The 25176-nt window shown below is 70.1% G+C and carries 18 protein-coding genes; 13 read left to right on the forward strand and 5 right to left on the reverse strand.

Translation table 11 applies throughout. The features are described from left to right. The first annotated feature begins 19 nt into the window (after positions 1–19). From xylA to ABD466_RS14010, 4 genes are all read left to right on the forward strand, one after another. Positions 20–1189 (forward strand): xylose isomerase, encoded by a 1170-nt coding sequence (xylA, locus tag ABD466_RS13995; RefSeq protein WP_344657438.1) that lies wholly within the window; start codon positions 20–22, stop codon positions 1187–1189. After that, a complete protein-coding gene (gene xylB, locus ABD466_RS14000; RefSeq protein WP_344657439.1) occupies positions 1186–2652 on the forward strand; it encodes a xylulokinase in 1467 nt (488 codons plus the stop codon). Before xylA ends, xylB begins: the two co-directional genes overlap by 4 nt. Then, positions 2649–2783 (forward strand): hypothetical protein, encoded by a 135-nt coding sequence (locus ABD466_RS14005; protein WP_344657440.1) that lies wholly within the window; start codon positions 2649–2651, stop codon positions 2781–2783. Before xylB ends, ABD466_RS14005 begins: the two co-directional genes overlap by 4 nt. A 133-nt stretch (positions 2784–2916) precedes the next feature. After that, positions 2917–4455 carry an extracellular catalytic domain type 1 short-chain-length polyhydroxyalkanoate depolymerase gene (locus tag ABD466_RS14010; RefSeq protein WP_344657441.1) on the forward strand — a complete coding sequence of 513 codons (1539 nt, stop codon included), beginning with the start codon at positions 2917–2919 and terminating at the stop codon, positions 4453–4455. Positions 4456–4587: 132 nt separating this feature from the next. Here ABD466_RS14010 and ABD466_RS14015 read toward each other — a convergent pair whose 3' ends face one another. The 3 genes from ABD466_RS14015 to ABD466_RS14025 form a co-directional block, all read right to left on the reverse strand. After that, entirely contained in the window at positions 4588–6579 is a 1992-nt protein-coding gene (locus ABD466_RS14015; protein WP_344657442.1) for an alpha-L-fucosidase, read from the reverse strand. 352 nt (positions 6580–6931) lie between these two features. Then, on the reverse strand, positions 6932–8443 hold the full coding sequence (locus tag ABD466_RS14020) for a lectin (protein ID WP_344657443.1): 1512 nt from the start codon (positions 8441–8443) through the stop codon (positions 6932–6934). Positions 8444–8526: 83 nt separating this feature from the next. Beyond that, a complete protein-coding gene (locus ABD466_RS14025) occupies positions 8527–10935 on the reverse strand; it encodes a ricin-type beta-trefoil lectin domain protein (protein WP_344657444.1) in 2409 nt (802 codons plus the stop codon). Between the two features lie 278 nt (positions 10936–11213). On the opposite strand from ABD466_RS14025, the gene ABD466_RS14030 reads away from it, so the two are divergent. Then, positions 11214–11897, forward strand: coding sequence for a FadR/GntR family transcriptional regulator (locus ABD466_RS14030; RefSeq protein WP_344657475.1), 684 nt, complete (start codon positions 11214–11216; stop codon positions 11895–11897). A gap of 29 nt (positions 11898–11926) precedes the next feature. Here ABD466_RS14030 and ABD466_RS14035 read toward each other — a convergent pair whose 3' ends face one another. Then, on the reverse strand, positions 11927–13378 hold the full coding sequence (locus ABD466_RS14035; protein ID WP_344657445.1) for a lectin: 1452 nt from the start codon (positions 13376–13378) through the stop codon (positions 11927–11929). 350 nt (positions 13379–13728) lie between these two features. Between ABD466_RS14035 and ABD466_RS14040 the strand changes: the two genes are divergently transcribed. The 3 genes from ABD466_RS14040 (at position 13729) to ABD466_RS14050 (ending at position 18731) form a co-directional block, all read left to right on the forward strand. Then, the gene (locus ABD466_RS14040; protein ID WP_344657446.1) at positions 13729–15225 is read left to right on the forward strand and encodes an arabinofuranosidase catalytic domain-containing protein; all 1497 of its coding nucleotides are present in this window, start codon (positions 13729–13731) and stop codon (positions 15223–15225) included. Between the two features lie 97 nt (positions 15226–15322). Next, the gene (locus tag ABD466_RS14045) at positions 15323–17590 is read left to right on the forward strand and encodes an RICIN domain-containing protein (RefSeq protein WP_344657447.1); all 2268 of its coding nucleotides are present in this window, start codon (positions 15323–15325) and stop codon (positions 17588–17590) included. Between the two features lie 130 nt (positions 17591–17720). Continuing rightward, positions 17721–18731, forward strand: a complete 1011-nt coding sequence (locus ABD466_RS14050; RefSeq protein ID WP_344657448.1) for a LacI family DNA-binding transcriptional regulator — start codon at positions 17721–17723, stop codon at positions 18729–18731. A 154-nt stretch (positions 18732–18885) separates the two neighbouring features. On the opposite strand, the gene ABD466_RS14055 is transcribed toward ABD466_RS14050, so the two are convergent. Further along, complete coding sequence (locus tag ABD466_RS14055; RefSeq protein ID WP_344657449.1) at positions 18886–20193, reverse strand: glycoside hydrolase family 6 protein; 1308 nt, start codon at positions 20191–20193, stop codon at positions 18886–18888. 263 nt (positions 20194–20456) lie between these two features. Between ABD466_RS14055 and ABD466_RS14060 the strand changes: the two genes are divergently transcribed. Genes ABD466_RS14060 through larE form a run of 5 tightly spaced genes read left to right on the forward strand, consistent with a single transcriptional unit; the run spans position 20457 to position 25095 of the window. After that, a complete protein-coding gene (locus ABD466_RS14060) occupies positions 20457–21152 on the forward strand; it encodes a FadR/GntR family transcriptional regulator (protein ID WP_344657450.1) in 696 nt (231 codons plus the stop codon). Between the two features lie 37 nt (positions 21153–21189). Further along, on the forward strand, positions 21190–22470 hold the full coding sequence (gene larA / locus ABD466_RS14065; RefSeq protein WP_344657451.1) for a nickel-dependent lactate racemase: 1281 nt from the start codon (positions 21190–21192) through the stop codon (positions 22468–22470). Then, positions 22467–23135, forward strand: a complete 669-nt coding sequence (larB, locus tag ABD466_RS14070; protein WP_344657452.1) for a nickel pincer cofactor biosynthesis protein LarB — start codon at positions 22467–22469, stop codon at positions 23133–23135. Before larA ends, larB begins: the two co-directional genes overlap by 4 nt. Beyond that, on the forward strand, positions 23132–24280 hold the full coding sequence (gene larC / locus ABD466_RS14075) for a nickel pincer cofactor biosynthesis protein LarC (protein ID WP_344657453.1): 1149 nt from the start codon (positions 23132–23134) through the stop codon (positions 24278–24280). Before larB ends, larC begins: the two co-directional genes overlap by 4 nt. Further along, positions 24277–25095, forward strand: a complete 819-nt coding sequence (gene larE, locus ABD466_RS14080; RefSeq protein ID WP_344657454.1) for an ATP-dependent sacrificial sulfur transferase LarE — start codon at positions 24277–24279, stop codon at positions 25093–25095. Before larC ends, larE begins: the two co-directional genes overlap by 4 nt. Positions 25096–25176 lie beyond the last annotated feature (81 nt).

Below are 25176 nucleotides of genomic sequence, written 5' to 3' on the forward strand. Positions count from 1 at the left end.
CGCGCGCCAGGAGTCTGCGATGCCCGCTACGCCTTCCCCCGCCGACAAGTTCACCTTCGGTCTGTGGACCGTGGGCTGGCCCGCCAACGACCCGTTCGGCGACCCGACGCGCCCGGCGCTGGACCCGGTCGAGACCGTGCACCGCCTGGCCGAGCTCGGTGCCTACGGCGTCACGTTCCACGACGACGACCTCATCCCCTTCGGCGCCGACGAAGCCGACCGGGCCAAGCACATCGAGCGCTTCAAAGCGGCCCTGGACGAGACCGGCCTGAAGGTCCCCATGGCCACCACCAACCTCTTCAAGCACCCGGTCTTCAAGGACGGCGCCTTCACCGCCAACGACCGCGACGTGCGCCGTTTCGCCCTGCGCAAGGTGATGCGGAACCTCGACCTGGCCGCCGAGCTCGGCGCCCACACCTACGTCTTCTGGGGCGGCCGCGAGGGCTCCGAGTCCGACGCCGCCAAGGACGTCCGCGCCGCCCTGGACCGCTACCGCGAAGGCCTGGACACCCTGGCCGCCTACGTCACCGACCGCGGCTACGATCTCCGTTTCGCCCTGGAGCCCAAGCCGAACGAGCCCCGCGGCGACATCCTGCTGCCGACCGTCGGCCACGCCCTGGCCTTCATCGGCACCCTGGAGCACGCCGACATGGTCGGGCTCAACCCCGAGGTCGGGCACGAGCAGATGGCCGGCCTGAACTTCGTGCACGGCATCGCGCAGGCGCTGTGGCACGGCAAGCTGTTCCACATCGACCTCAACGGCCAGCGCGGCGCGAAGTACGACCAGGACCTGGTCTTCGGGCACGGCGACCTGCTCAACGCCTTCTTCCTCGTCGACCTGCTGGAGAACGGCGGCTACGAAGGCCCCCGGCACTTCGACTACAAGCCCGCCCGCACCGAGGACATCACCGGCGTGTGGCAGTCCGCCGCCGCCAACATGCGCACCTACCTGCTGCTCAAGGAGCGCGCCGCCGCCTTCCGCGCCGACCCCGAGGTCCAGGAGGCCTTCGCCGTCGCCCGCGTCGCCGAGCTCGCCACCCCGACCCTCGCCGCCGGCGAGACCTACGCCGACCTGCTCACCGACCGCGGCGCGTTCGAGGACTTCGACCCGGACGCCGTGGGCGCGCGCGGAGCCGGCTTCGTGCGGCTGAACCAGCTCGCGATCGAGCACCTGATGGGCGCCCGGTGACTCAGCGCCTGGTCGCCGGGGTCGACTCCTCGACCCAGTCCTGCAAGGTCGTGATCCGGGACGCCGACACCGGCGTCCTGGTCCGCTCCGGCTCCGCACGGCATCCCGACGGCACCGAAGTGCACCCGGCCGCCTGGTGGGACGCGCTGTGCCAGGCGGTCGCCGAGGCCGGCGGCCTCGGCGACGTCGCCGCGCTGTCCATCGCCGCGCAGCAGCACGGCATGGTCTGCCTGGACGCCGAGGGCTCGGTCGTGCGTCCCGCGCTGCTGTGGAACGACACCCGCTCGGCGCGCGCCGCCGCGGACCTGGTCGCCGAGCTCGGCGCCCAGCAGTGGGCGGACGCGGTCGGCACCGTCCCGGTCGCGTCGTTCACCGTGACCAAGCTCCGGTGGCTCGCCGAGCACGAGCCGGAGAAGGCGGCCCGGGTCGCGGCGGTGTGCCTGCCGCACGACTGGCTCACCTGGCGCCTCACCGACGGCCGCGACATCGGCACCCTGACCACCGACCGCAGCGACGCCTCCGGCACCGGCTACTGGTCCCCCGCCTCCGGTGAATACCGGACCGACCTGCTGGAACGGGCCTTCGGCGGTAAGCCGCTGCTCCCGCGCGTGCTCGGCCCGGCCGAGCGGGCCGGAGTGCTGGAGCCCACCGGGTTCGCCGCGGCCGGGCTGCTCAACGCCGGCTCCGCGCGCGCCCGCCTCGGTGCGGCGGAGACCGACCCGCTGATCCTGGGACCCGGCGCCGGGGACAACGCGGGGGCGGCCCTCGGGCTCGGCGCCCGCCCCGGCGACGTCGTGGTGTCGATCGGCACCTCCGGCACCGTGTTCGCGGTCTCCGAGGCCCCGACCGCCGAACCGACCGGCACCGTCGCCGGGTTCGCCGACGCGACCGGCCGCCACCTGCCCCTGGTCTGCACCCTCAACGCCGCGCGCGTCCTGGATGCCGCCGCGGCCGTGCTCGGCGTCAGCCTCGGCGAGCTGTCCCGGCTGGCATTGTCCGCCCCGGCGGGCGCCGACGGTCTGACGCTGATCCCCTACCTGGAAGGCGAGCGCACTCCCAACCGCCCGGACGCGGCCGGCTCGCTGCACGGGCTGCGCCTGGCCAACTCCAGCCCCGCGCACCTGGCCCGCGCCTATGTCGAGGGCATGCTCTGCGGTCTGGCCGACGGCCTGGACGCGCTCACCGCACTCGGCGTCCCGGTCGAGCGCGTCCTGCTCATCGGCGGCGCCGCACGCTCCGAAGCCGTCCGCGCCATCGCCCCGGCCGTCCTCGGCCGCCCCGTGCTGGTCCCGCCACCCGGCGAATACGTCGCCGACGGGGCCGCGGTCCAAGCCGCTTGGGTGCTCGATGGTGGGGACGAGCCACCGCGCTGGGCCACGGCCGAGACCGAACTCTGCCACGCCGAAGCCGTCCCCTGGCTGCGTGCCAGATATCACGAGTACCGCGACCTGGGATCTCCGTGACCGGGACGTCGACGTCCCCCTGGGACCACGCCGCCCCGCGCATCGACTTCGGCGTCGACGCGCAGGGCGGCGTGCGCGTCGACGCCCTGGGACCGCCGGCCTCACCGGCGTGGAACGATCGCCCGATGTGAAAGTTTCGCCTGGTATCAGGAGAAATCCACCAGTTACTCCCTTTTGCTTGGCCGGACCTGCGGGCCGTTCCTAGCGTCGGATGCACGCCGTCGAACAGATTCGACGGCACTCCGCATTCGCGCAGGAGGTCCCATGAGATCCGGCAGACGGATCATCGCCGCGGTGCTGGCGATGTTCACCTACGTCGCGGCGGCCGTGTCCGGTGCGGTCGCCGCGCCCGAGGCGTCGGCGGCGTCCCTGGTGCAGGTCACGAACTTCGGCTACAACCCCACCAACCTGCAGATGTACGAGTACGTCCCGGCGAGCGTCCAGGCGCATCCGCCCATCCTGCTGGCCCTGCACAACTGCACCGGGTCCGGTCCCGCGTTCTACTCCGGGACCGAGTTCGCCTCGCTGGCCGACCGGTACGGCTTCATCGTCGTCTACCCGTCGGTCACCCGGAGCTACGACTGCTGGGACGTGTCGTCGCCCAGCTCGCTGACCCACAACGGCGCCAACGACCCGGCCGGGCTGATCTCGATGATCCAGTACATCGAACAGCACGACAACGGCGACGCGAGCCGGGTCTACGTCACCGGTGCGTCCTCCGGCGGCATGGCCACCAACGTGATGCTCGGCGACTACCCGGACGTGTTCAAGGCCGGCGCGGCTTTCATGGGCGTGCCGTTCGGGTGCTTCGCCACCACCGACGGCTCGCAGTGGAACTCCGCCTGCGCGCAGGGACAGATCACGAAGACTCCCCAGCAGTGGGGCGACCTGGTCCGCGCCGCCTACCCGGGCTACACCGGCGTGCGGCCCCGCATGCAGCTGTGGCACGGCACCGACGACACCACGCTGTCCTATGTGAACTTCGGCGAAGAGATCAAGCAGTGGACGAACGTGACAGGTGTGTCGCAGACCCCGAGCACGACAGACCATCCGCAGTCCGGGTGGACCCACACCACCTACGCGAACAGTTCCGGCGTCGCGCAGGTGGATGCCTACAGCATCGCCAACACCGGCCATTCCCTGCCGATGAGCGGTATGGCAGCCGTCGCCGTCCACTTCTTCGGCCTGGACCAGAGCGGTGGCGGTGGTGACACGACTCCGCCGTCGGTGCCGTCGAACCTCGCCGTCACGGGTGTCACCAGTTCCTCGGTGGCGCTGTCGTGGTCGCCGTCGGCGGACGACGTCGGCGTGGCCGGATATCGGGTGTATCGCAACGGCGTGCAGGTCGGCACGAGCGCCGGCACCGCTTTCACCGACTCCGGGCTCTCGGCGTCGACGCAGTACTCGTACCAGGTCGCCGCCTACGACGCCGCCGGCAACGTCTCGGCCCAGTCCTCCGCGGTGACCGCGACGACGTCTTCCGGCGGGGGAGGCGGAGGAGGCTGCGCCGCCGCGTACTCGGTGACCAGCCAGTGGAACAACGGCTTCACCGCCAGTGTCACGGTGACGAACAACGGGACGGCTCCCAGCACCGGCTGGAAGGTGACGTGGACCTGGGGCGGCGGCCAGCAGATCACCAACGTCTGGAACGGCGTCCTGGCCGGAACCGGAGCGGGCGCCGTGACCATCACGAACGCCGGCTACAACGGTTCGATCGCACCCGGCGGGAACACGAGCTTCGGCTTCCAGGCGACTTTCTCGGGGACCAACGCCTCTCCCACGCTGAGCTGCACCACGAGCTGACGCCGGGGACACCGGTGGCGGGAGGTGTCCTTCCCGCCACCGGTGGCTCGTGTGGCCAGGCCGCGACCATGTCGCGATCAGGTCGGGATCAGACCGCGATCAGACCACGATCAGACCACGATCAGACCACGATCAGACTGCGGTGATCGACCACTGGTTGTTGGTGCTGGCGTTGGGCGCCCACATCACCGTGGTCGCCCCGGCCGTCGTGCTGCCGGCGCCGTCCAGAGCGGTTCCGGTGCCCCGGTTGACGATGTGGTACCGACCGTTTCCCGCGCTGGTGAGGCTCCACTGCTGGTTGTTGCCGCCGTTCCACGATGTCTGCCGCGCCGGCGCGCCGTTGGCTGCGTCGCCCCAGCTGTCGGCGACCATGCCGTTGGTGCGGTTGACGATCCGGTAGTAGCCGCCGCCGAGCGGGACCAGCTGCCACTGCAGGTTGGTGCTCCCGTCGTAGTTCCACTGCTTCAGGTTCGAACCGGATGCGACGTTGCCACCGCTGTCGAGGACGAGCCCGCTGGTGGCGTTGACGATCTTCGCCCACCCGGTGGGGAGCGGCCCGGAGCCGAGCGGCGGGATCTGCCCGGAGAAGGTCAGCTTGACGGTGTAGGCCAGGGCGCTGAACGGCGGGTTGGACGAGGGCATGGTGAAGTGCAGCCCGCCGGCGTCCTGAGTGGGCGCGGGCAGGTTGATGTAGGTCCCGGCGGTGTTGTTCAGCAGCTGCGCGGAGACCAGGGTGCTGAGGTTGATCTGGTTGGAGTTGAGTGTGGTCACGGTCATGGTCCCGCCCTGCCAGCCCAACGCGGTGGCGTAAAGGACGGTGTTGTCCTTGCTGCGGGTGAACCTGACGTCCTGCGGCACTCCCGCCTTGGGGCCGGAGAAGGAGCCGCCGCCCATCGCCGTCGGGCCCTCACCGTACGAGGACCACGCGCGGGTGGCGTAGATCGACTCGCCGAAGCGGCCGAGCCAGTCACCCATGCCCAGCAGGATGTTCTGCTGGTCGGAGGGGATCGTGCCGTCGGCCATCGGAGCGATGTTCAGCAGCATGTTGCCGCCTTTGGCCACTCGGTCGATGAGCGCGTGCAGGAGCGCCTGCGTCGTGTAGTAGCCGATACCGACCGTGTAGCACCAGCTGGAGGAGGAGATGGAGTCGTCGGTGAGCCAGTAGGGGGAGAGCAGGCCGCCGGGTCCGCCGCGCTCGAAGTCGAAGACCTCGCCGGCGGTGTCGAAACCGTCCTTGTAAGTGGCCACGACGTCCTTGTTCCAGGAGACGGCCTGGTTGTAGTAGTACGCCAGGAAAGCCAGGCGCTGGGATTCCTGGACGCCGCTGAGGTCGAAGTCCTGCCAGATCAGGTCGGGCTGGTAGCCGTTGACGACCTCGACCAGCTTGCTGTACCACAGCTGGTTCTCCGCGGTGCTGCCCATCTGCCCGTAGAGCTTTTGCAGCGTCGCGGTCGACTGCTGCGGTACGTACTGGTAGTAGCCCTGGAAGTGGTAGGCGTGGTGCAGCGAGGCCATGAACTTCAGGCCCTGCCCGCGGATGGCCTGGGCATGCAGGCCCACCAAATCCAGGCCGGGCCCGGTCTTCACCGAGTTCCACTCGTTGGCCTGGCTGTTCCACATCGAGTAGCCGTCATGGTGCTCGGCTACGGGGCCGGCGAACCGGGCGCCCGCGTTCTTGAACAGCTGCGCCCACGCGTTCGGATCCCAGCTCCCGCCGGCCGAGACCAGCTTGGGCGCGAACTTGGTGAACTGCCCGGACTTGTCGTTCGCCCCGAGGATGAAGTTGTGGTACGGCCACACCGATGGGTCGCCGTAGGTGTTGATGTGGTGCTGGTTCTCGGCCGATCCGCGGTTGTACATGTTCCGCGGGTACCACTCGTTGCCGAAGGCCGGGACCGAGAACACGCCCCAGTGGTAGTAGATCCCGAACTTGGCGTCCTGGAACCACTCCGGAGTCGGCGGATGCTGGTCCACCGATGACCACGAGGCCGTGTAGCTCTGCGGACCGGCGTTGGCCGACACCTCGGGAGCGAACCGGAGCAGCCCGAACGCGGCGGCGGCGCCCGCGGTCCCGGCGGAGAGCACAGCGCGGCGGCTGATGGGGGAGGGGGAGGAGGGAGACATCTTCAGTCCTTTCGGCGATGCTGCGACCTGGCGACCTGGCGACCTGGCGACCTGGCGACCTGGCGACCTGGCTCGCTGGCGAACCGGCGACCCATGGGACCCGGCGACCTTGCGACCCGGTCGACGTGGCGTGCTGGCTCTGGCGGACCGGCGATCCGGCGATTCGGCGCCCTGGCCGTGTCTCTCCGTCGGCACTTGCGTGAGCCGCCGTCCGTCTCGGCCGCTGGCCGCCTACGCGGGCCGTCGACTTGAAGCAAGCGCAGAGCGCTGCGGTCGGGTCGCTCGTCGGGTCGCTCGTCAAGGGGTGCCGGGGCGGCCCCCTACGCCGCCCCGGCACGTGTGGGAAGTGATATCAGCCGAGCTTCCATTGCTGGTTGCTCTGGCCGTTGCAGGTCCACAGCTGGACCAGGGCGCCGTTGGCGGTGGAGGCGCCGCTGACGTCCAGGCAGAGTCCTGATTGCACGCCGGTGATCGTGCCGTTGGCGTTCAGGTTCCACTGCTGGTTCGTCTGCCCGTTGCACGACCAGATGATCACCTTGGTGCCGTTGGTGGTGCCCTGGCCGTTGGCGTCCAGGCACATCGTGGTGCCGGAGTCGGTCACGGTCAGCGCTCCGGACGAGGTGTGGTTGAAGGTCTGGTTGCTCTGGCCGTTGCAGGTGTAGATCTGGAGCTGGGTGCCGCCGGTGGTGCTGGCGTTCGGCACGTCCAGGCACTTGCCGGCGCCGACCGCGTGGAGCGGGCCGCCCGGGGGCGGGGCCGGAGCGGTGTAGCCGGCCGTGGTGAGGGCCGCCTGGACCGCGTTCTCCGTCGCGTCCGAGGGGAAACCGGAGGTGACGGCGCCCTCGAAGAACTCGCCCTGGCCGCCGTTGCTGTTGTCGCCGCCGGTGCCCAGTTCGACGTCCGGCTGCACCTTCATCGGCGAGTAGTTGTTGGGGAGTGCTCCTGAATATGTCGTCGTGAGGCCGCCGGTGGTCGCGTCGCCGTTCTTGAGGGTGAAGTCGGAGGTGCCGTTCTCCTTCTCCCACGCGCTGACGAACCGGTGGCTCACGCCGGGGTTGTCCGCGTTGTTGGGGCCGCGGTTGGTGCTGTACATGCCGTTCTCGAGGTCGGCCTCGACCCAGGGCCCGGGTCCGGTGCAGCCGCCGAACCAGCACGCGTTGCCCCACTCGATGGCGTTCATCGTCGCGTTGCCGTCGTCGTTGTGACTGGTCTCGGCGGAGCCGAAGTCGAAACAGCACTGTGAGTTGTAGTAGTCGGAGGAGGTGACCATGTAGATCCCCTCCGGCTGGGATCCGGTGGGCACGCCGACGGTGTTGTCGACGCGGTAGCCGACGCCGGGGTGGACCTTGACGCCGAACACCGCGTGGCCGCCGACCGTCACCGGCAGCGCCATGGCGTCCGCGCCGACGTCCGAGCCGTTCGGGCCGGGGCCCTTCCAGAACCCGCCCCAGGAGATCGGCATGTCGTTGTGGTGGGAGGTCTGGTCGTAGAGCTTCGTGATCGTGCAGGACGTGTTGGCGCAGAACGAGACCTGTGCGGCGCCGTTGGCGTAGTCGCCCGCCGCGAGCAGGCCGACGTCCATGCGCGTGTTGTCGGACGCGCGCTGGATCTGGTAGAGCGGGCCGTTGTAGGCCGCGTACAGCGCGCGCACGGTGCTGTACGCCGCGGCGCACGGTGTGCCACCGCTGGCGTAGACGTCGCAGGGCAACGACGTGGCGGCCTGGGGTGCCGCGGCCTGTGAGGCCGTGGCCTGCGCCGTGGACGCCGCGACCTGCACACCGGCGACGGCCAGGACGGCCGCGAACGCGAGCGCCAGGACGGGGCGCAGGGGTCTGCGCAGGCCCCTGATGATGGATCTGAACACGGGTTCACCTCCGAGGTGGCGGCTCTCGAATCGATTCGAGCCGAGAGCTTGATGAACGGTGCGGAACAGATGGCGGGTCGTGGTCAGCCGAGCTTCCATTGCTGGTTGGTCTGGCCGTTGCAGGTCCACAGCTGGACCAGGGCGCCGTTGGCGGTGGAGGCGCCGCTGACGTCCAGGCAGAGTCCTGATTGCACGCCGGTGATCGTGCCGTCGGCGTTCAGGTTCCACTGCTGGTTCGTCTGCCCGTTACACGACCAGATGATCACCTTGGTGCCGTTGGTGGTGCCCTTGGCGTTGGCATCCAGGCACATCTGGGTGCTGCCGGAGTACACCGTGAGCTGACCGGACGCGGTTCGGGTGAAGACCTGGTTGGTGCCGCCCGAGCAGGTGTAGATCTGGAGCTGGGTGCCGCCGGTGGTGCTGGAGTTCGGCACGTCCAGACACTTCGCGGCACCGACCGCGTGCAGCTCACCGGTGTTCGAGCCTCCGGTACTCCCGGAGACGCCGGAGCCGTCGATGACCTGCTGGGCAGCTGTCGGCCAGGCTCCACTGACCTGGACGTTGCCGGTCAGGACGTTGTTGTGCGGAGAGCCGGTGGCGACATTGGTCGCTCCGGAGTTGTACCAGTTGTCGGAGAACGTGCTGTCGTTCGTGTTGTTGTTGCTGTTGGCGTTCGTGAACGCCCACACGCCGGTGTCCTGCACGACGTTGTTCGACAGGGTCTCGTAGCGCGAGCCCTCGTCCAGATACAGGCCGACGGTGTGCTGGTTGTCGTAGATGTAGTTGTTGTTGATGGTCGCGCCGGGGTCGGCCGACAGGGTGTAGATGCTGCCGCCGTCGTGGAAGACCTTCTTGGTGCCGTGCACCTTGTTGTAGCTGACGACGCTGTTCTTCAGCGTCGTCGGGGTCGAGTAGATCGGCTGGTAGTTGTAGGTGCCGCGGTTGACGTAGTCCTGGCTGCCGCCGGGGTCGTTCATGCCCCAGCCCCAGCCGACGTCGATGCCGTCGTACGCCAGGTTCGACACCTCGTTGTGCTCGATGTCGGTGTGGGTGGCATACGTCGACAGGATCCCGGACATGTCCTTGTAGTCCTCGGCGACGCCGGTCACCAGGTTGTTGGTGAGCGTGACGTTCTGCACGGTCATCGCGGCGTTCGACGGGTGGTGTGCGTCCGGCTGCACTCCGCCGACGACGATCCCCGCTCCGGAGTCGTCCGTGAAGGTGTCGTGGTCGGCCGTGATGTCGGCGGCGCCCAGGCCGACGCCCGAGGCGTTGGCGTCCGCGTCGTTGCCGATGCCGAGACCGACCTGGCCGAGGTGGGTGAACGTGTCCCCGCTGAACGTGATGTGGGACGCGGCCGAGACCTGGACCGCCGCCGGGACCTGGTTCCAGCTGTTGCGCGTGGCCTCGAACAGCTGGCAGCCGGACTGGCAGGAGGACAGGAAATCGCCGGGCTGGGTGTACTGCTTCGCCAGGAACGTGCCGGTCTGCTGGTCGGCGTAGCCGATCGAGCTGCTCGGCCCCAGCCACGTGGTGTGCTCGAACGCGATGCCCTGGAAGGCGATGTGCGACACCGGCGTGCTGTAGCTGCCGCTCATCTGGACCAGCGAGGTCAGGTGCGGCAGCTCGATGTCGTGGCCGGACGGCGACTGCCCGGAGGCCGCCTTGTAGTACAGCTGTCCGGCCTGCGGGTCGAGGAACCACTGCCCGGCGTTCTTCAGGAAGGAGTACGAGTTCTCCAGGGACAGCTGGCCCCCGGCGAAGGGCCGGGCGAGCGTGTCATAGCCCCAGTTGTTGTTGTTCCACGCCGGCTGCTGCATGGTGATCGTGGTGCCGTTGATGCTCGACACCGGTGCGTACCGGTCGGTGAACGAGTTCTGGCTCTCCAGTTCGATCCGGTTCTGCTGAGGCAGCGTCGCCAGGTAGTTCAGCGCCGAGTTCACGATATTCATGCCGCTGGCGGTGATCTGCACGTCGTTGCGCGAGATCGTGATCGCGGCGCGGGGCGCGAGCGCGCCGTCGACGTACAGCTGCCGCGAGTCGGCCCCGGCCGGCACCGCCGCGGCCCAGATGTTGTCAGCCGAGTCGTGCAGCGTCCAACCGCTCACCTGCTGCCCGCCGGACAGCACCGGCGTCGCGCCGGGTGCCGCCTGCCAGGAGACGGTGTAGCCGTTCGTCCCCGAGTCGGCCGCGGTGAACACCAGCGGTGCGGACAACCGGTAGGTCCCGCCGGCCAGCTGGACGACGATGTCGCCGGTCATGTTCGTGTTCATCGTCCGGACCGAGGACTGGGCCTGGGTGATGGAACAGGGCGCGCCGGCTGAACAGGCTGTCCCGGAACCGGTGGGGGAGACGTACAGAGTGGCGGCGGTCGCGGCGTGGGACACGGTCGCCGCGCCGAAGGCGGTGGCGACGGCGGCCGTGAGCGTCGCGGCCGCCGCCAGGGCCGAGGGACGTCTGACGCCCTCTCGTCGGCGGGTTCGGGGGATCATGATCCTTCCTCTCTTGCGTCGATGGGCGCCTGAGGAAATGTGTCGGACATCGATCTCTCATCAGAGCCGCAGCACGGCGCTCCGTCAAGAGAATGAGCATGCTTATTATCAAGATCTCGTTGCTTACCCTGGTGAGCGCCGCCCAAGGCGTCAGTGCGGCGCTGAAAGAGTCATACTCATCAGTCGAGGTGTATCTTCTCTGCATGGCGGGCGTGACAGCGCAGGAGGAGGAGGGGGCTGGTGCGGGCACCGTCCCCTACCGGCCGGGATACGAGCTCATGGCCGAGCGGATCCTCGAGATCATCGCCGGGTCGGGGCTGCGGCCGGGAGACCGGATGCCGACCGAGAACGAGCTGGCGGCCCGGCTGGGGACCTCCCGGACCGTGGTCCGGGAGGCGATCAAGATCCTCTCGGCCCTCGGCCGGGTCCGCGCGCAGAAGGGCCGGGGCCTCTACGTCGCCGATGACGAGGGCATGCTGGGCTCGTCGCCCTGGGCCGGCTTCTTCCTTCCGACCGACCTCGATCATGTCTACATGCTCTTCGAGTTCCGCCGGGTCCAGGAGGTCGCGGCCAGCCGGCTCGCCGCGGTCCACGCCACGCCCCCCGAACTCCGGGCGCTGGCGGACGCGGCGGAACTGTGCCGCGAAGGGCATGTGACCGGGCAGGCGGCGCTGTTCGACCGCGGCGACGACGACTTCCACCTCGGGATCGCCGCGGCCTCGCACAACGCCTTCCTCGTCGCCGCGGTCCGCGAGGCGCGCCGGCTTCAGCGCCAGTCCAGCATCATCGGCCTGCACGGTACGGTCGGCGGCCACGCGGACGAGGCGATCGCCGAGCACGGTGCGATCTACCAGGCGATCCGGGACGGCGACCCCGAAGCCGCGGCGCACGCGGCGGCGGTCCACATCGACAACACCCTTGAGGACTACCGCCGCGAGATCCAACGCCGCCTGTTCGGCTGATCTCGCGGCGGGAGTCCCGTCCCCGATCCCTACCCGAGGGTCCATTGCTGGTTGCTCTGGCCGTTGCAGGTCCAGAGCTGGACCAGGGCGCCGTTGGCGGTGGAGGCTCCGTTGACGTCCAGGCAGAGTCCTGATTGCACGCCGGTGATCGTGCCGTTGGCGTTCAGGTTCCACTGCTGGTTCGTCTGCCCGTTGCACGACCAGATGATCACCTTGGTGCCGTTGGTGGTGCCCTTGGCGTTCGCGTCCAGGCACAGCGTGGTCCCCGCCTCGGTCACGGTCAGCTGACCGGAGGAAGTGTGGGTGAAGACCTGGTTGGCGGCACCGCTGCAGGAATAGATCTGCACCTGAGTACCGCCGGTGGTGCTGGAGTTCGGCACGTCCAGACACTTCCCCGCCCCCACCGCATGCAGCTCACCGGTCGTTGAGCCACCGCCTCCGGTCGAGCCGCCGAGCGCGGTCACCGTGGCGTTGTAGGCGGGCTTGGGCTGGTAGTTCTGGTCGTACATGGTCGCCGCGCCCTGGCCGGGGAATGTGCCCGGGATCCAGGAGTCGGCGTCTCCCACGCCCCATTGCGAGACGCCGACGCAGCGGCTGACGGCCAAGCAGTCCTTGACCACCGCGGCGTAGTCCGCGGCCTGCTGTTGCAGGTTGGCCGAGCTGGCTGGGAGGGTGATCCGGTCGTCGAGTTCCGTCACAGCCACGTCCAGGCCGAGGTCGGCGAAGCGTTGCATGTTGGCCTGCATGCTGGAGGGCACCTGGCCGAGGATGAAGTGGCTTTCGAAGCCGATGCCGTTGAGCGGGACGCCTTGGGCGAGCAGGGACTGGGCCAGGTTGTACATGCCGTTGCTCTTGGCGTTCTGGCCTTCGATGTTGTAGTCGTTCAGGTAGAGCTTGGCGTTGGGGTCCGCGGCGTGCGCGGTGCGCAACGCATCCGCGATGTATCCGGTGCCCATGGCGTTGAAGAAGACGTCCTGGCGGAGGCTGCCGTCTTCGTTGAAGGGTTCGTTGACCACGTCCCAGGCGTAGAGCTGGCCCTTGTAGTGCGTGGCCTCGGTGGTGATGTGGGCCTCCATCGCGCCCTGGACCTGGTTGGACGGCAGGCTGCTGACCCAGCCCGGCAGCTGGCTGTGCCAGACCAGGTTGTGCCCGCGTACGCGGTCGTTGTGGCTCTTGGCCCAGGTGACGATCTGGTCGCCGGGGCCGAAGTTGTAGCCGCCGTTCGAGGGCTCGGTGGTGTCCCACTTCATCTCGTTGCCCGGGGTGACCATGTCGAACTGGGCGCCGGCGACGTTCGTCAGGGTGCTGTTGTTCAGGTTGCCGTCCGTCAGCGCGGTGCCGAAGTAGCGGTTCTGGGCCTCGGCCAGACCGCGCAGCGTCGTCGCCGCCGTGGCGGTCTGGGCCACCGTGAGCATGGCCGCCGTCGCGACGGCGAGCGCGACCGGCCGGCGCGAACGCGCCAGGATTCTGCGATAGGGCATCTGGATCTCCGCGGGTCGGACTCGACAAGGAGCAGCTTCGCGAAGATCGGCCCGGCATCCGCAGGGCGAGGCTGTGCGACCCACGAAAACGCGTATCAGTGAGCGGTGTCAAGTGGCGATGTAACTTTCGTAGCGCGGGGGAAATGATTCGAGCCCGTAGCGCAGAGCCCTTGACAGAACACGCAACGTGCAGCACCGTCTACCGCCGAGACATCCCCGCGCCGAACCCTGTCCAAGGCGACGACTGCGGGGCGAAATGTTAGCGCTAACGTTCCGTCGCCCCGGTCCGGCAGCCGTGGGCGGCGGGACGGCGGCGTACCGCATCGTGCTCACGAGAGCGAGGAGCTCACATGGCAAGAGGCGTATTCGGACGGCGGCCACCATCCCGGCATGGGCTGAGAGCGCTAACACGCTTGACGGCCGCCGTCCTGCTGGTCGCCGGCGCGACGCTGGGTCTCACCGTCACGGCCGGGACCGCCCAGGCCGCGACCACCGGCCCCTGCGACATCTACGCGTCCGGCGGGACCCCCTGCGTCGCGGCGCACAGCACGACCCGCGCGCTGTACGGCGCCTACGCCGGGAACCTGTACCAGGTGCGCCGGTCCTCGGACAACACCACCCGGGACATCGGGGTGCAGGGTGCGGGCGGTTACGCCGACGCCGCGTCCCAGGACTCGTTCTGCGCCGGAACGACCTGCGTGATCACGGTGATCTACGACCAGTCCGGCCGCGGCAACAACCTCACCCAGGCGCCCGGCGGCGGCGCCGCGGGCGGCCCGGACAACCTCGCCGTGGCGACCGCCGCGCCGGCGATGCTCAACGGGCACGAGGCCTACGGCGTCTACGTGGCCTCCGGCACCGGCTACCGCAACGACCACACCAACGGCATCGCCACCGGCGACCAGCCCGAGGGTGAGTACGCGATCTTCGACGGCACGCACTACAACGGCGGTTGCTGCTTCGACTACGGCAACGCCGAGACGAACAACAACGACGACGGCAACGGCACGATGGAGGCCATCTACTTCGGCAACATCAAGGTCTGGGGCTACGGCACCGGCAACGGCCCGTGGATCATGGCCGACATGGAGAACGGCCTGTACTCCGGGCAGAACGCCGGCTACAACGCCAACGACCCGACGATCAACTACCGCTTCACCACCGCGATCATCAAGGGCACCGCGAACCTGTGGTCGATCCGAGGTGGCAACGCCCAGTCCGGCAGCCTGTCCACCTTCTACTCCGGACCTCGTCCCAACGTCTCGGGCTACAACCCGATGAAGAAGCAGGGCGCGATCATCCTGGGCATCGGCGGCGACAACAGCAAGGGCGCGACCGGCACCTTCTACGAAGGCGTGATGACGTCCGGCTATCCCTCGGACGCGACGGAGAACGCGGTGCAGGCCAACATCGTCGCCGCCGGCTACACCACCGGCGGTGGCGGCGGCGGATCCGGCGGCGAGGTGCACGCCGTGGGCGCCGGGAAGTGCCTGGACGTCCCGAACGCCTCCACCACGGCGGGCACCCAGGTGCAGATCTACTCCTGCTGGGGCGGGGCCAATCAGCTCTTCACCCACACCGCGTCCAACCAGCTCACGGTCACCGACGCCGGGGTCACCATGTGTCTGGACGCCAACGGCAAGGGCACCAGCGACGGCACCAAGGTGATCATCTGGTCCTGCAACGGACAGACCAACCAGCAGTGGCAGGTGAACGCCAACGGCACGATCACCGGCGTGCAGTCCGGGCTGTGCCTGGACGTGAGCGGCGCGTCCACGGCCGACGGCGCCCTGGTGCAGCTCTGGACCTGCAACGGTCAGAGCAACCAGCAGTGGAGTCTCAGCTGACGGTTCCGTAGCGCTCGCTGCGGGACGGCGCCCGGCCGAGTCCGGCCGGGCGCCTCTCGGCACCGTCATGTCGAATCGATTCGACGAGGAGCTCGGTATGAGAGTTCGAACTAGCATGAGGCGGATCGCTTCGGCCGCCGCCCTGATCCTGGCGCTGGCGGTCCCGTCCTTCGCCCCGGCGCGAGGGCAGGTCGCGGCCACGGAGGCGCTGACCGTGAACCTCGCCGCTCCGACCGGTCCGGCGACCGGCGCGGGGGAGGGCTTCCTGTACGGGCTGAACGTCGACGGGACGCAGCCGGCCGACCAGTACCTGGCGCCGCTGGGCGTCACCGCCCACCGGGGTGGCGGCTGGTACTCCGGCGGCTGGATCAAGGACGGCTACCGGTACGGCTCCGCCACCCAGGCCGACGTCGCCTCGATCATCTCGCAGGCGCGCCGGCTCACCCAGCCGCCGTACCACGCGCAGTACCAGGTGCTGATCACCGACATCTACGGTCTGAACGGCGGCCAGCCCTCGAACACGACGTACCCCTGTGACAACGGCGACTGCTCGAACTGGGCCGCCTTCATCGACGCGGCCGTCGGGGCCCTGCAGGCCTCGGGCCTGAAGCTCGCCTACGACATCGACAACGAGCCGGACATCTCGGTCTTCTGGACGCGCGGCGTGAACAGCGCGCAGTACTTCCAGATGTGGGACACCGCCTACCGGGAGATCCGGCGGATCGCGCCCGGGGCGCAGATCGTCGGGCCGTCGTTCGCCTACACCCCGCAGGCGAGGGCGAGCCAGTGGCAGACCTGGCTCGCGCACGTGAAGGCGGCCGGCACGGTCCCGGACATGATCACGAACCACGACGAAGGCGACGTCGACGACCCGGTCGCCGTCTCCCAGGCGCTGAACAGCGCCCTGACGTCGGCCGGCGTCGGCCGCGTCCCGCTGTCGGCGAACGAGTACCAGCCGGCGGACCGGCAGACGGCGGGGGTGACCGCCTGGTACCTCGCCCGCTTCGCCCAGTCCGGATACACCAACGCGATGCGGGGCAACTGGCAGTGCTGCATCTCCCCGAACCTGACCGGCGTCATCGATCCGAACGCCACCGGGGGCGCGGCGTACACCGGCAACTGGTGGGCGCTGCGGACCTACGCGGACATGACCGGCACGCTGGTCTCCACCTCCGGACAAGTCGGGTCCACCGCGATCTCCGCGGCCGAGGACAGTGCCCGGCGCAGAGCGGTCGCCGTCGTCGGTGACGCGAACGGCTACACCGGTGCGGCCTCGGTCACCTTCAACGGTCTGTCCTCGGTGCCGTGGCTGGCGGACAACGGGAACGTCGAGGCGATCGTCTATCGACTCCCCGACCAGGCCGCCCTCAGCGCACCGCAGGTCGTGTCCGATCAGATCGTGAGTACTTCCGGAGGCTCCATCACAGTCCCTCTCACCTTCCAGGCCTCCCACGACGCCTTCGCCGTATATCTCCTGCCGGGCTACGCCGCCGGGTTCACCAGCACCGCGGTCAACCTCGGCGACAACCTGTGCATGGAGAACCCCGCCTTCACCACGGTGGCAGCGGCCCAGCTCGATCAGGGAGCCTGCACCAGCGGGGCCGACCAGCAGCTCCAGTTCATCCCGACTGCGGCCGGCGCCGACACCTACTTCATCCGGACCATGACCCCCGACGACTGCCTGGACGTCTCCGGAAGTTCGTCGGCCGAAGGAACGGCGGTGACTCAGAACCCGTGTACCTACGCGGCCAACGAGCAGTTCACGCTCCACGCCACGGCGACCGGCGTCTATCAGGTGACGGCCCAGAACTCGGGCCTTTGTGTGGCGCCGAAGGCCGACGGAACCACCGCGGGGGTCGGCCTCGTCCAGGTCTCCTGCACCACCGCGGCGTCGCGGACCTGGAAGATCCAGCCGGGCCAGACCGGCGGCGGCTTCCCGAGCGGCTATCACCGCCTCACCATCGGCAACGACGGCCTGTGCCTCGACGTCTACGGCGCCACCGGCACGGCCGGCGCCGCGATCGACCAGTGGACGTGCAACGGCCAGAGCAACCAGCAGTTCCAGTTCGTGCCGGTGTCGGGCGGCTACGGCGAGCTCCAGGCCCAGAACTCGGGTGACGACGTCGCGGTGTCCGGCAGCTCCACCACCGCCGGCCAGCCCGACATCGTCCAGCAGGTCCCCAACGGCGCCGCGAACAGTCTCTGGCTTCCGGTCCAGCAGTCCGACGGGAGCTACGAGTTCCGGAACCAGAACAGCGGGCTGTGTCTGGACGTCTACGGCGCCGGAAGTAACACCGGGCAGCAGCTCGACCAGTGGACCTGTAAGAACGCCCCCGGTACCAACCAGGATTTCACGCCTCGCTGACCACCGTCCGCCGCCCGGGGCATGAGGTGCCGCTCATACCCCCGGGCGGTGCCGCGGACCTGGAGCGCGACCGGAGCATCGTAGACTGCTGACTCGGTGAACCGGTTCGTTCTCCTATCCGCGGAGGATCATGAACATCGGCGAGATCGCCCGCCGCTCGGGGGTGGCGCGCAGCACCGTGTCGTACGCGCTCAGCGGGAAACGCCCGGTGTCGGAGGAGACGCGCCGGCGCATCCAGGAGGTCGTCGACGAACTGGACTACCGGCCCAACGCCGCCGCCCGCGCGCTGAAGGAGGGCCGGACCCGCACCCTCGGCCTGGTGATCCCGCCCGCCGGCGCCCGGCTGACCGCCATGCAGCTGGACTTCGTCGCCAGCGTGGCGGAGGCCGCGGCGCGCGTCGACCTGGACGTTCTGCTGTCCCCGTCCGGTGGCGACAGCGACCGCTCGTTCGAGCGGCTGATCAGCGGCCGGCGGGTGGACGGCGTGATCCTGATGGAGATCCGGCTGGCCGACCCGCGCGTCACCCGGCTGGAACAGGCGGGGATGCCGTTCGTGACCATCGGGCGCACCGGCGAACCCGACCGGACGTGGTGGGTCGACTTGGACTACGCGAGCCTGGTCAGCCGGTGTGTCCATCATCTGGCCGATCTCGGGCACACGGACATAGCCCTCATCAACCGCTCGGCGGAGCTCGTGGCCGCCGGCTACGGCCCCGGCAGCCGCGCCCACGAGGGTTTCACCGAAGCGGTCGAGCGCCGCGGCCTGGCCGGCTCCGAGTTCTGCTGCGGCGACGACGCGCCGTCCGGTGAGTCGTGCGTGGCCGGGATCCTCACCGAGCATCCCGCGATCACGGCGCTCGTCACCATCAACGAGGCGGCGCTGCCCGGCGTCCAGCGGGCGCTGGAACGAGCCGGGCGTGAGGTCCCCGCGACGTTCTCCGTGGTCGGTGTCGCGGCCCGGCAGTGGGCCGAGGACTTCCGCCCGCAGCTCACGGCCGCCGACGTGCCGTCCTTGGAGATGGGCGCCATCGCGGTGGAACTGCTCACCGAACGCATCGCCGATCCCGAGGCGGTGGCCCGGCACCGCTTGTTCGCTCCGCCGATCTCGCTGCGGGGCAGTGCCGGGCCGGCGGCTCGGTGAGACCGGTGGTCCGGGTCGCTCTCCTCCGGTCCGGATCCTGGCGTGTCCGGACGTTGCCGAGCGGCGGGCTCCAGCCGGGGTGTCGCACCGGCACCTGATCCGGTCGGCGCTGCCCGGTCGGCCCGCCGCCCCCACACGGCGGGCCGACCCGACTTCAGGGACGCAGACCCGTATTGAACGTCAGCGCGGGTACCGCGTTGTCCGCGAGGGTGAGTGCCTGGGCAGGCCACCACGCGCCGGCCGCCGGATCCACCGTCCCGCCGTATTCGGGGTCGCCCGGCCCGGCGGTGCCGCGGGTGCAGCCGCCGTCGGACTCGCCGATCGTCTTGATGTACAGATAAGCGTCGGCCAGCGCGACACCGGTCGCCGCGGTCGGCCGCGCCCCGATGCCGCGCCCGGGCGGGTTGCACCACGTCTGCGGGTCACCGCTGTACTCGCCCGGCGGGGGAGTCCACGCGCCCAGCCCGTTGCGGCTGGTGTCCACGACGAAGTGGCTCAGCTGTGCGGCCGGGGGAGTGCCGACGTTCTGGTCGAACCAGGCGTCTGTCCAGTGCCAGGTGCTCGGGTCGGTGGCGGACACCGCGTCACCGGGCAGCCCGTCGTTCGGCGCGGCCGAGGAGTAGTACTGGCTCGCGCACCAGTCGGCGTGTCCGCGGGCCCAGTCCGGGCCGGCGGTGGCGAACCACATGCACTTGGAGATCCAGGTGCCATACCGGTCGGTCTGGTCGGTGGGCTGGTAGTTGGAGACGTTCAGGAAGAAGCCCTGCGTCCGGGCGACGCCGGCCTGGAGCAGCCGATTCGCCATGTCCCCGACCGAGTGCCACTGGCTGTTCCCGGCGTCCAGGTAGACGACCGTCTGCGGACGCGCCTCCAGCGCCGTCACAGCGGCGTTGACGTCCGCGATGCGCCCGGCCGTCAACGCGCCGGTCGGGTCGGTGGTGGGACTGCAGTCGGAAGGCAGGTTGGCGAGGGCGTCCGGTTCGACGATCACCACGGCGTGGCTGTCGCCGACGCCCTGGGCGAACGCTGATATCCACTGCTGATAGGCGGCGTCGGACGGGGCCCCGCCGGCCGAGTACTGGCTGCAGTCGCGCAGTGGGATGTCGTACGCGACCAGCACCGGCACGGCATGCTGGGCTTCGGCGATCCGGACGGTGCTGCGGACCTGCGAGCGCACCTGGTCCGGAGTGCCGCCGGTGAACCAGGTCGCCTCCGGCCAGGTGGCCAGCTTCGCCATGGTCACGGCATCGGTCGGGTCGCCCTGCTTCAGATCCGCCAGCGCCTGCCGGGCGGCTTCGTTGTCCGGCGTGACCGAGAAGCGCGTGTCCGGAGGCAAGGTGTGGCCGACCGGTGCCGCAGCGGCCTCAGCGCTGGCGGAGGCGGTGGTGGCGGCGCCGACCGTGGTGACCGCGGTCGTGGTGAGCCCTGCGGCGAGCAGGAGTCCGATGGTTCTGGGCAGCATGAATCCCCCACTGTCGGAAGCGTCGGTGTCCGCACTCTCCGTGCGGGCCCGAACGCTGTCAACGAGCCCTGACGACGTCTCACCGGAAACCCTGGTCCGGCGCCTCCGCGATCCGGTCGACGATGAAAGTTTCACGGCCGTCCCTCGAAAAGGGAGCGACATGGGATGTATTTACGCCCATCCCTCGGTATCTGTCGAGAGGATGGGTACTTGCTCGCCTAAGGATCTTCCAGACATGGGATGTCGATGTTACTGTGACGCTCATGTCCTTGACCGACAAAGCGATCACCCGCATCAGGGAGCTCATCCAGTCCGGCGACCTGCCGCCCGGCTCCCGGCTCCCGCCGGAGCAGCAGCTGGCCGCCGAGCTCGGTCTGTCCCGGAACCTGATGCGTGAGGCGGTCAAGGCGCTGGTGGTGGCCAGAGTGCTGGAGATCCGGCGCGGCGACGGCACCTATGTGACCAGTCTGGAGCCGGCGGTCCTGCTCGAAGGGCTCGGCGCGGCGGTCGAACTGCTGCAGGGCGACACCCAGCTGGAGCTGACCGAGGTCCGCAGGCTCTTCGAGCCGATCGCCACCGCCGTGGCCGCCGAGCGGATCACCCACGCCGAACTCGAGGAGCTGCACCACCACCTGGAGGCGATGCGCGCCGCCAAGGACGACGTCGAACTGCTGAACCAGCACGATGCCGCGTTCCACCACATCGTGACCCGCGCGACCGGCAACCAGACCCTCGCCTCGCTTCTGGAGGGCATCTCCAGCCGCACCGTGCGGGCGCGGGTCTGGCGCGGCATGGTGGACGACGCCGTCGCCGACCGCACCATCGCCGAACACCAGGCCATCTACGACGCACTCCTCGCCGGGGACGCCGCGCTGGCCCAGGCGACGGCGCTCATCCACGTCAGCACCACGGAGAAATGGCTTCGCGCCCACCTCGCCGGCCTGGGCGAGGACAGGTGAGACCGCCGCGCACGTCGGTTCGAACAGGCCTGACGCCATGAGAGTCCGCCTCGCCTACGGTGAGACAGGCCTCGACATCGAAGTCGACCCGGCGACGACCACGGTCGTCGAGCCCGTCCACCACGACGCGGCCGCCGACCAGACGGCGGCCCTGCGAGCCGCGTTGCGCGATCCGGTGTCCGGGCCCCCGCTGCGCGATCGGGTCCGGCCCGGCCAGACCGTCGCGATCTCAGCCTGCGACGGCACCCGGCCGCAGCCCCGGCACCTGATGATCCCCGCCGTGCTGGCCGAACTCGAGTGCGTGGTCCGCCTCGAAGACGTGGTCATCCTGGTCGCCACCGGCACCCATCGCGGCAACGGCGACGCCGAGCTGCGGGCCATGTTCGGCGACGAGGTCGTGGACCGCGTCCGGATCGTCAACCACGACGCCCGCGACCGCGGACAGCTCACCTGGATGGGCAACCTGGGCCAGGGCGTCCCGGTGTGGCTGAACCGGGAATGGGTGGAAGCCGACGTGCGGATCACCACCGGCTTCGTCGAGCCGCACTTCTTCGCCGGCTTCTCCGGCGGTCCGAAACTCGTCGCACCCGGACTGGCGGCGCTGGAGACCGTCCTGGTCCTGCACGACGCCGCCCGCATCGGCGACCCGCGCGCCACCTGGGGCGTCACCCACGGCAACCCCGTGCACGACGACGTGCGCGCCATCGCCGAGGCGACCGGCGTGACGTTCGCCCTCGACGTCGTCCTCAACCGGGAGCAGGACATCGTCGCCGCGTTCGGCGGCGACCTGCTGCCGATGCACGCCGCCGCGACGGCCTTCGCGCGCCGCGCGGCGATGCGGCCCGTGCCGGCGCCGTTCGACGTCGTGGTCACCACCAACTCCGGCTTCCCGTTGGACCAGAACCTGTACCAGGCCGTGAAGGGGATGTCCGCCGCCTATCAGGTCGTCAGGCCCGGCGGCACGATCATCTGTGCCGCCGAGTGCCGCGACGGGTTCCCGGACCACGGGTCCTACCGCGAGGTGCTGGCCTCGGCCCGTTCGCCGCAAGCCCTGCTCGAGGCCGTCAACGCCCGCGCCGAGACCGTACCCGACCAATGGCAGGTGCAGATCCAGGCCCGGATCCAGTCGAACAGCCGCGTGGTCATGCACACCGCCCACCTCAGCGACGACGACCTCGCGGCCGCGCACCTGGAACAGACCCGCGACATCTCGGCCACCGTCGCCGAAGCCCTCGCCGCGGCCGGAGCCGGCGCCCGCGTGTGCGTGCTGCCCGAGGGCCCCCAGACCATCCCCTACCTCGACGGCGCCCCGGCATGATCCACGACCTCGGTTTCGCCCGGCTCGACCTGGACCGGGAACGGCGCCAAGGACTGCCGGAGGTCGTCTACGGCCCGGGCAAGACCGCGGAGCAGATCGCCGCCGTCGTCACCGCGCTGCTGACGCACAACACCGGCCCGGTGCTGGCCACGCGCGTCGCCCCGGACGTCGCCGAAGCGGTTCTCGGCCGCGTCCAGGACGGCCGCTACGCTCCCGAGGCCCGTCTCCTGCTCTGGAGGCCGGCGCGGCTCCGGGACTTCGACGTGGCCGTCGTCGCGGCCGGCACCTCCGACCGTCCCGTCGCCGTCGAGGCGGCCGCCGTGGCCGAGGCGGTCGGGCTGGGCGTCACCACCGTCCACGACGTCGGCGTCGCAGGTCTCGACCGGATCCTCCAGATCCGGCCGCTGCTGGAGCGGCAGGACGCGGTGATCGTCGTCGCCGGGATGGAGGGCGCCCTGGCCAGCGTGGTCGGCGGCCTCGTGCGCTGTCCGGTGATCGCGGTCCCGACCTCCACCGGCTACGGCGCCGCCCTGGAGGGCGTCACCGCGCTGCTGGCCATGCTCACCTCCTGCGCCGCCGGGATCACCGTGGTGAACATCGACTCCGGATTCGGCGCGGCCATGGCCGCCCACCGGCTCGCGCACGTCTCGGAGGCCCACCGGTGATCTGCTGGATCAACCCCTTCACCGGGCTCGCGGGCGACATGCTGCTCGCCGCGCTCCTGGACGCCGGCGCTCCGACGGCGGCGGTCCACGCCGCGATCGCGGCGACCGGACTGGACGGCTGGGACCTCACCACGGAGCACGTCACCGGCCACGGGCTGACCGCGACCCGCGTCCACGTCCGGGTCACCGACCGGGCCGCCGAACGGCGTGCCGCGGAACTCATCACCCTGGCATCGTCCGCCGAGCCCGCGCCGGTGGCCGCCACCGCCGTCACGGCGCTGCGCGCGATCGCCGAGGCCGAGGCCCGGATCCACGGCACCGACCCGGCGTCCGTCCACCTCCACGAACTCGGCGACCACGACACCCTCGTCGACATCGTCGGAGTGGCCGCCGCGCTGCACGCCCTGGGCGTCGACGAGGTCGTGTGCGCGCCCCTGCCGTTGGGGACCGGCCGGGTGAACAGCGCCCACGGCCTCATCCCCGCCCCGGCTCCCGCGACGCTCGCTCTGCTCGACGGCGCGGACGTGACGGGCTCCGACATCCCCGGCGAGACCGTCACCCCGACAGCGGCGGCGCTGCTCCGCGCGATCGGTGCCCGCTACGGCACCGCCCCGGCCATGACCCTGCGCGCCACCGGCTACGGGGCCGGGACCCGCAGGCTCGCCGACCGGCCCAACGTCGCCGTGGTGACGCTCGGCGAGCGACCGGCGGACGCCGACGAGACGGTCACCGTCTTGGAGACCAACCTGGACGACGTCACCGGCGAACTCCTCGGCTACGTCATCGCCCACCTGCTCGACGCCGGGGCGCTCGATGCCTGGACCACGCCGGCCGTCATGAAGAAGGGGCGCCCCGGCCACGTCCTTCATGTTTTGTCCCGGCCCCAGGACGCCGATCGGCTTCAGGAGGCGGTCTTCACCGAGACGGGGACGCTCGGCGTCCGCCGCCTCGGGACCACCCGCACCGTCGCACCCCGCACCTTCGAAACCGTCGACGTCGGCGGCCTGCCGGTCCGCGTCAAGCACGGCCCCCACGGCGGCAAGCCAGAACACGACGATCTCGTGGACGCCGCCGAGAAGCTGGGGCTCCCCCTGCGGATCGTCGCCGAACACGCCATGCGCCGATCCTCCGGGAGCCGCCGATGAACGCCGCTGAGAGACTGCTGGAGACGGTTCGAGACTACGGCCCGCTCGCCGTCGCCTACTCCGGCGGCGCCGACTCGGCCCTGGTCCTGGCCGCGGCCGCGCGCGCGCTCGGACCGGACCGGGTGCTCGCCGTGACCGCCGTCTCCGAGAGCCTGGCCTCCGGCGAACTCGCCCCGGCGCGCGCCTTCGCCGCGTCGCTGGGCGTCGAGCACCTGACACCGCGAACCCACGAACTGACACGCGACGGCTACCGCGCCAACGGTCCGGACCGCTGCTACTTCTGCAAATCGGAGGTCCTGAACACCATCGCCGCCCTGGCCCGCGACCGCCGCTTCGAGCTGGTGGCCACCGGCACCAACGCCGACGACGCCCGGGACCCCTTCCGGCCCGGGATCGCTGCCGGCCGGGAACGCGGCATCCGCACGCCGTTGCTGGACACCGGACTGACCAAGGCCGCCGTGCGCGCCGTCAGCCGCTTCTGGTCGCTGCCGACCTGGGACAAGCCCGCCACACCGTGTCTGGCCAGCCGGATCCGTCATGGCGTCGAGGTCACCCCGTATCGGCTGGCGCGCGTCGACCAGGCCGAGATCGCCGCGCGCGCCGTGCTCGCCTCCGCCGGGATCCCGGTGACGGATCTGCGGGTCCGCGACCTCGGGGGGACGGCCCGCCTCGAAGTCGCCGCCGAACAGGTCCAGACCGTGGCCGCGCTCCCGGGCGTCCGGGAAGCCGTCTCGGCGGCCGGCTTCGACGGCGAACACGTCGAGATCGGCGAGTTCCGCTCGGGACGGCTCAATGAGGAGCGGACAGAGCCCTGAGATGAGCTCCCTGGCTCAGCATCGAAGGCAATCGATGGGCAACGGTATTTCAGCGCCGGGATCGCGAAGATCCCGGCTGCT

Origin of the sequence: Catenulispora subtropica (assembly GCF_039531675.1) — a bacterium.
Taxonomy (GTDB): domain Bacteria; phylum Actinomycetota; class Actinomycetes; order Streptomycetales; family Catenulisporaceae; genus Catenulispora; species Catenulispora subtropica.

What these genes read in the sequence shown, in the direction of transcription:
- xylA (WP_344657438.1), top strand. Translation starts at nt 20, where the DNA reads ATGCCCGCTACGCCTTCCCCCGCCGACAAGTTCACCTTCGGTCTGTGG.
- ABD466_RS14010 (WP_344657441.1), top strand. Translation starts at nt 2,917, where the DNA reads ATGAGATCCGGCAGACGGATCATCGCCGCGGTGCTGGCGATGTTCACC.
- ABD466_RS14030 (WP_344657475.1), top strand. Translation starts at nt 11,214, where the DNA reads ATGGCCGAGCGGATCCTCGAGATCATCGCCGGGTCGGGGCTGCGGCCG.
- ABD466_RS14040 (WP_344657446.1), top strand. Translation starts at nt 13,729, where the DNA reads ATGGCAAGAGGCGTATTCGGACGGCGGCCACCATCCCGGCATGGGCTG.
- ABD466_RS14045 (WP_344657447.1), top strand. Translation starts at nt 15,323, where the DNA reads ATGAGAGTTCGAACTAGCATGAGGCGGATCGCTTCGGCCGCCGCCCTG.
- larB (WP_344657452.1), top strand. Translation starts at nt 22,467, where the DNA reads ATGATCCACGACCTCGGTTTCGCCCGGCTCGACCTGGACCGGGAACGG.
- ABD466_RS14025 (WP_344657444.1), bottom strand. Translation starts at nt 10,935, where the DNA reads ATGATCCCCCGAACCCGCCGACGAGAGGGCGTCAGACGTCCCTCGGCC.
- ABD466_RS14055 (WP_344657449.1), bottom strand. Translation starts at nt 20,193, where the DNA reads ATGCTGCCCAGAACCATCGGACTCCTGCTCGCCGCAGGGCTCACCACG.
- larE (WP_344657454.1), top strand. Translation starts at nt 24,277, where the DNA reads ATGAACGCCGCTGAGAGACTGCTGGAGACGGTTCGAGACTACGGCCCG.
- ABD466_RS14035 (WP_344657445.1), bottom strand. Translation starts at nt 13,378, where the DNA reads ATGCCCTATCGCAGAATCCTGGCGCGTTCGCGCCGGCCGGTCGCGCTC.
- larA (WP_344657451.1), top strand. Translation starts at nt 21,190, where the DNA reads ATGAGAGTCCGCCTCGCCTACGGTGAGACAGGCCTCGACATCGAAGTC.
- ABD466_RS14060 (WP_344657450.1), top strand. Translation starts at nt 20,457, where the DNA reads ATGTCCTTGACCGACAAAGCGATCACCCGCATCAGGGAGCTCATCCAG.
- ABD466_RS14050 (WP_344657448.1), top strand. Translation starts at nt 17,721, where the DNA reads ATGAACATCGGCGAGATCGCCCGCCGCTCGGGGGTGGCGCGCAGCACC.
- ABD466_RS14015 (WP_344657442.1), bottom strand. Translation starts at nt 6,579, where the DNA reads ATGTCTCCCTCCTCCCCCTCCCCCATCAGCCGCCGCGCTGTGCTCTCC.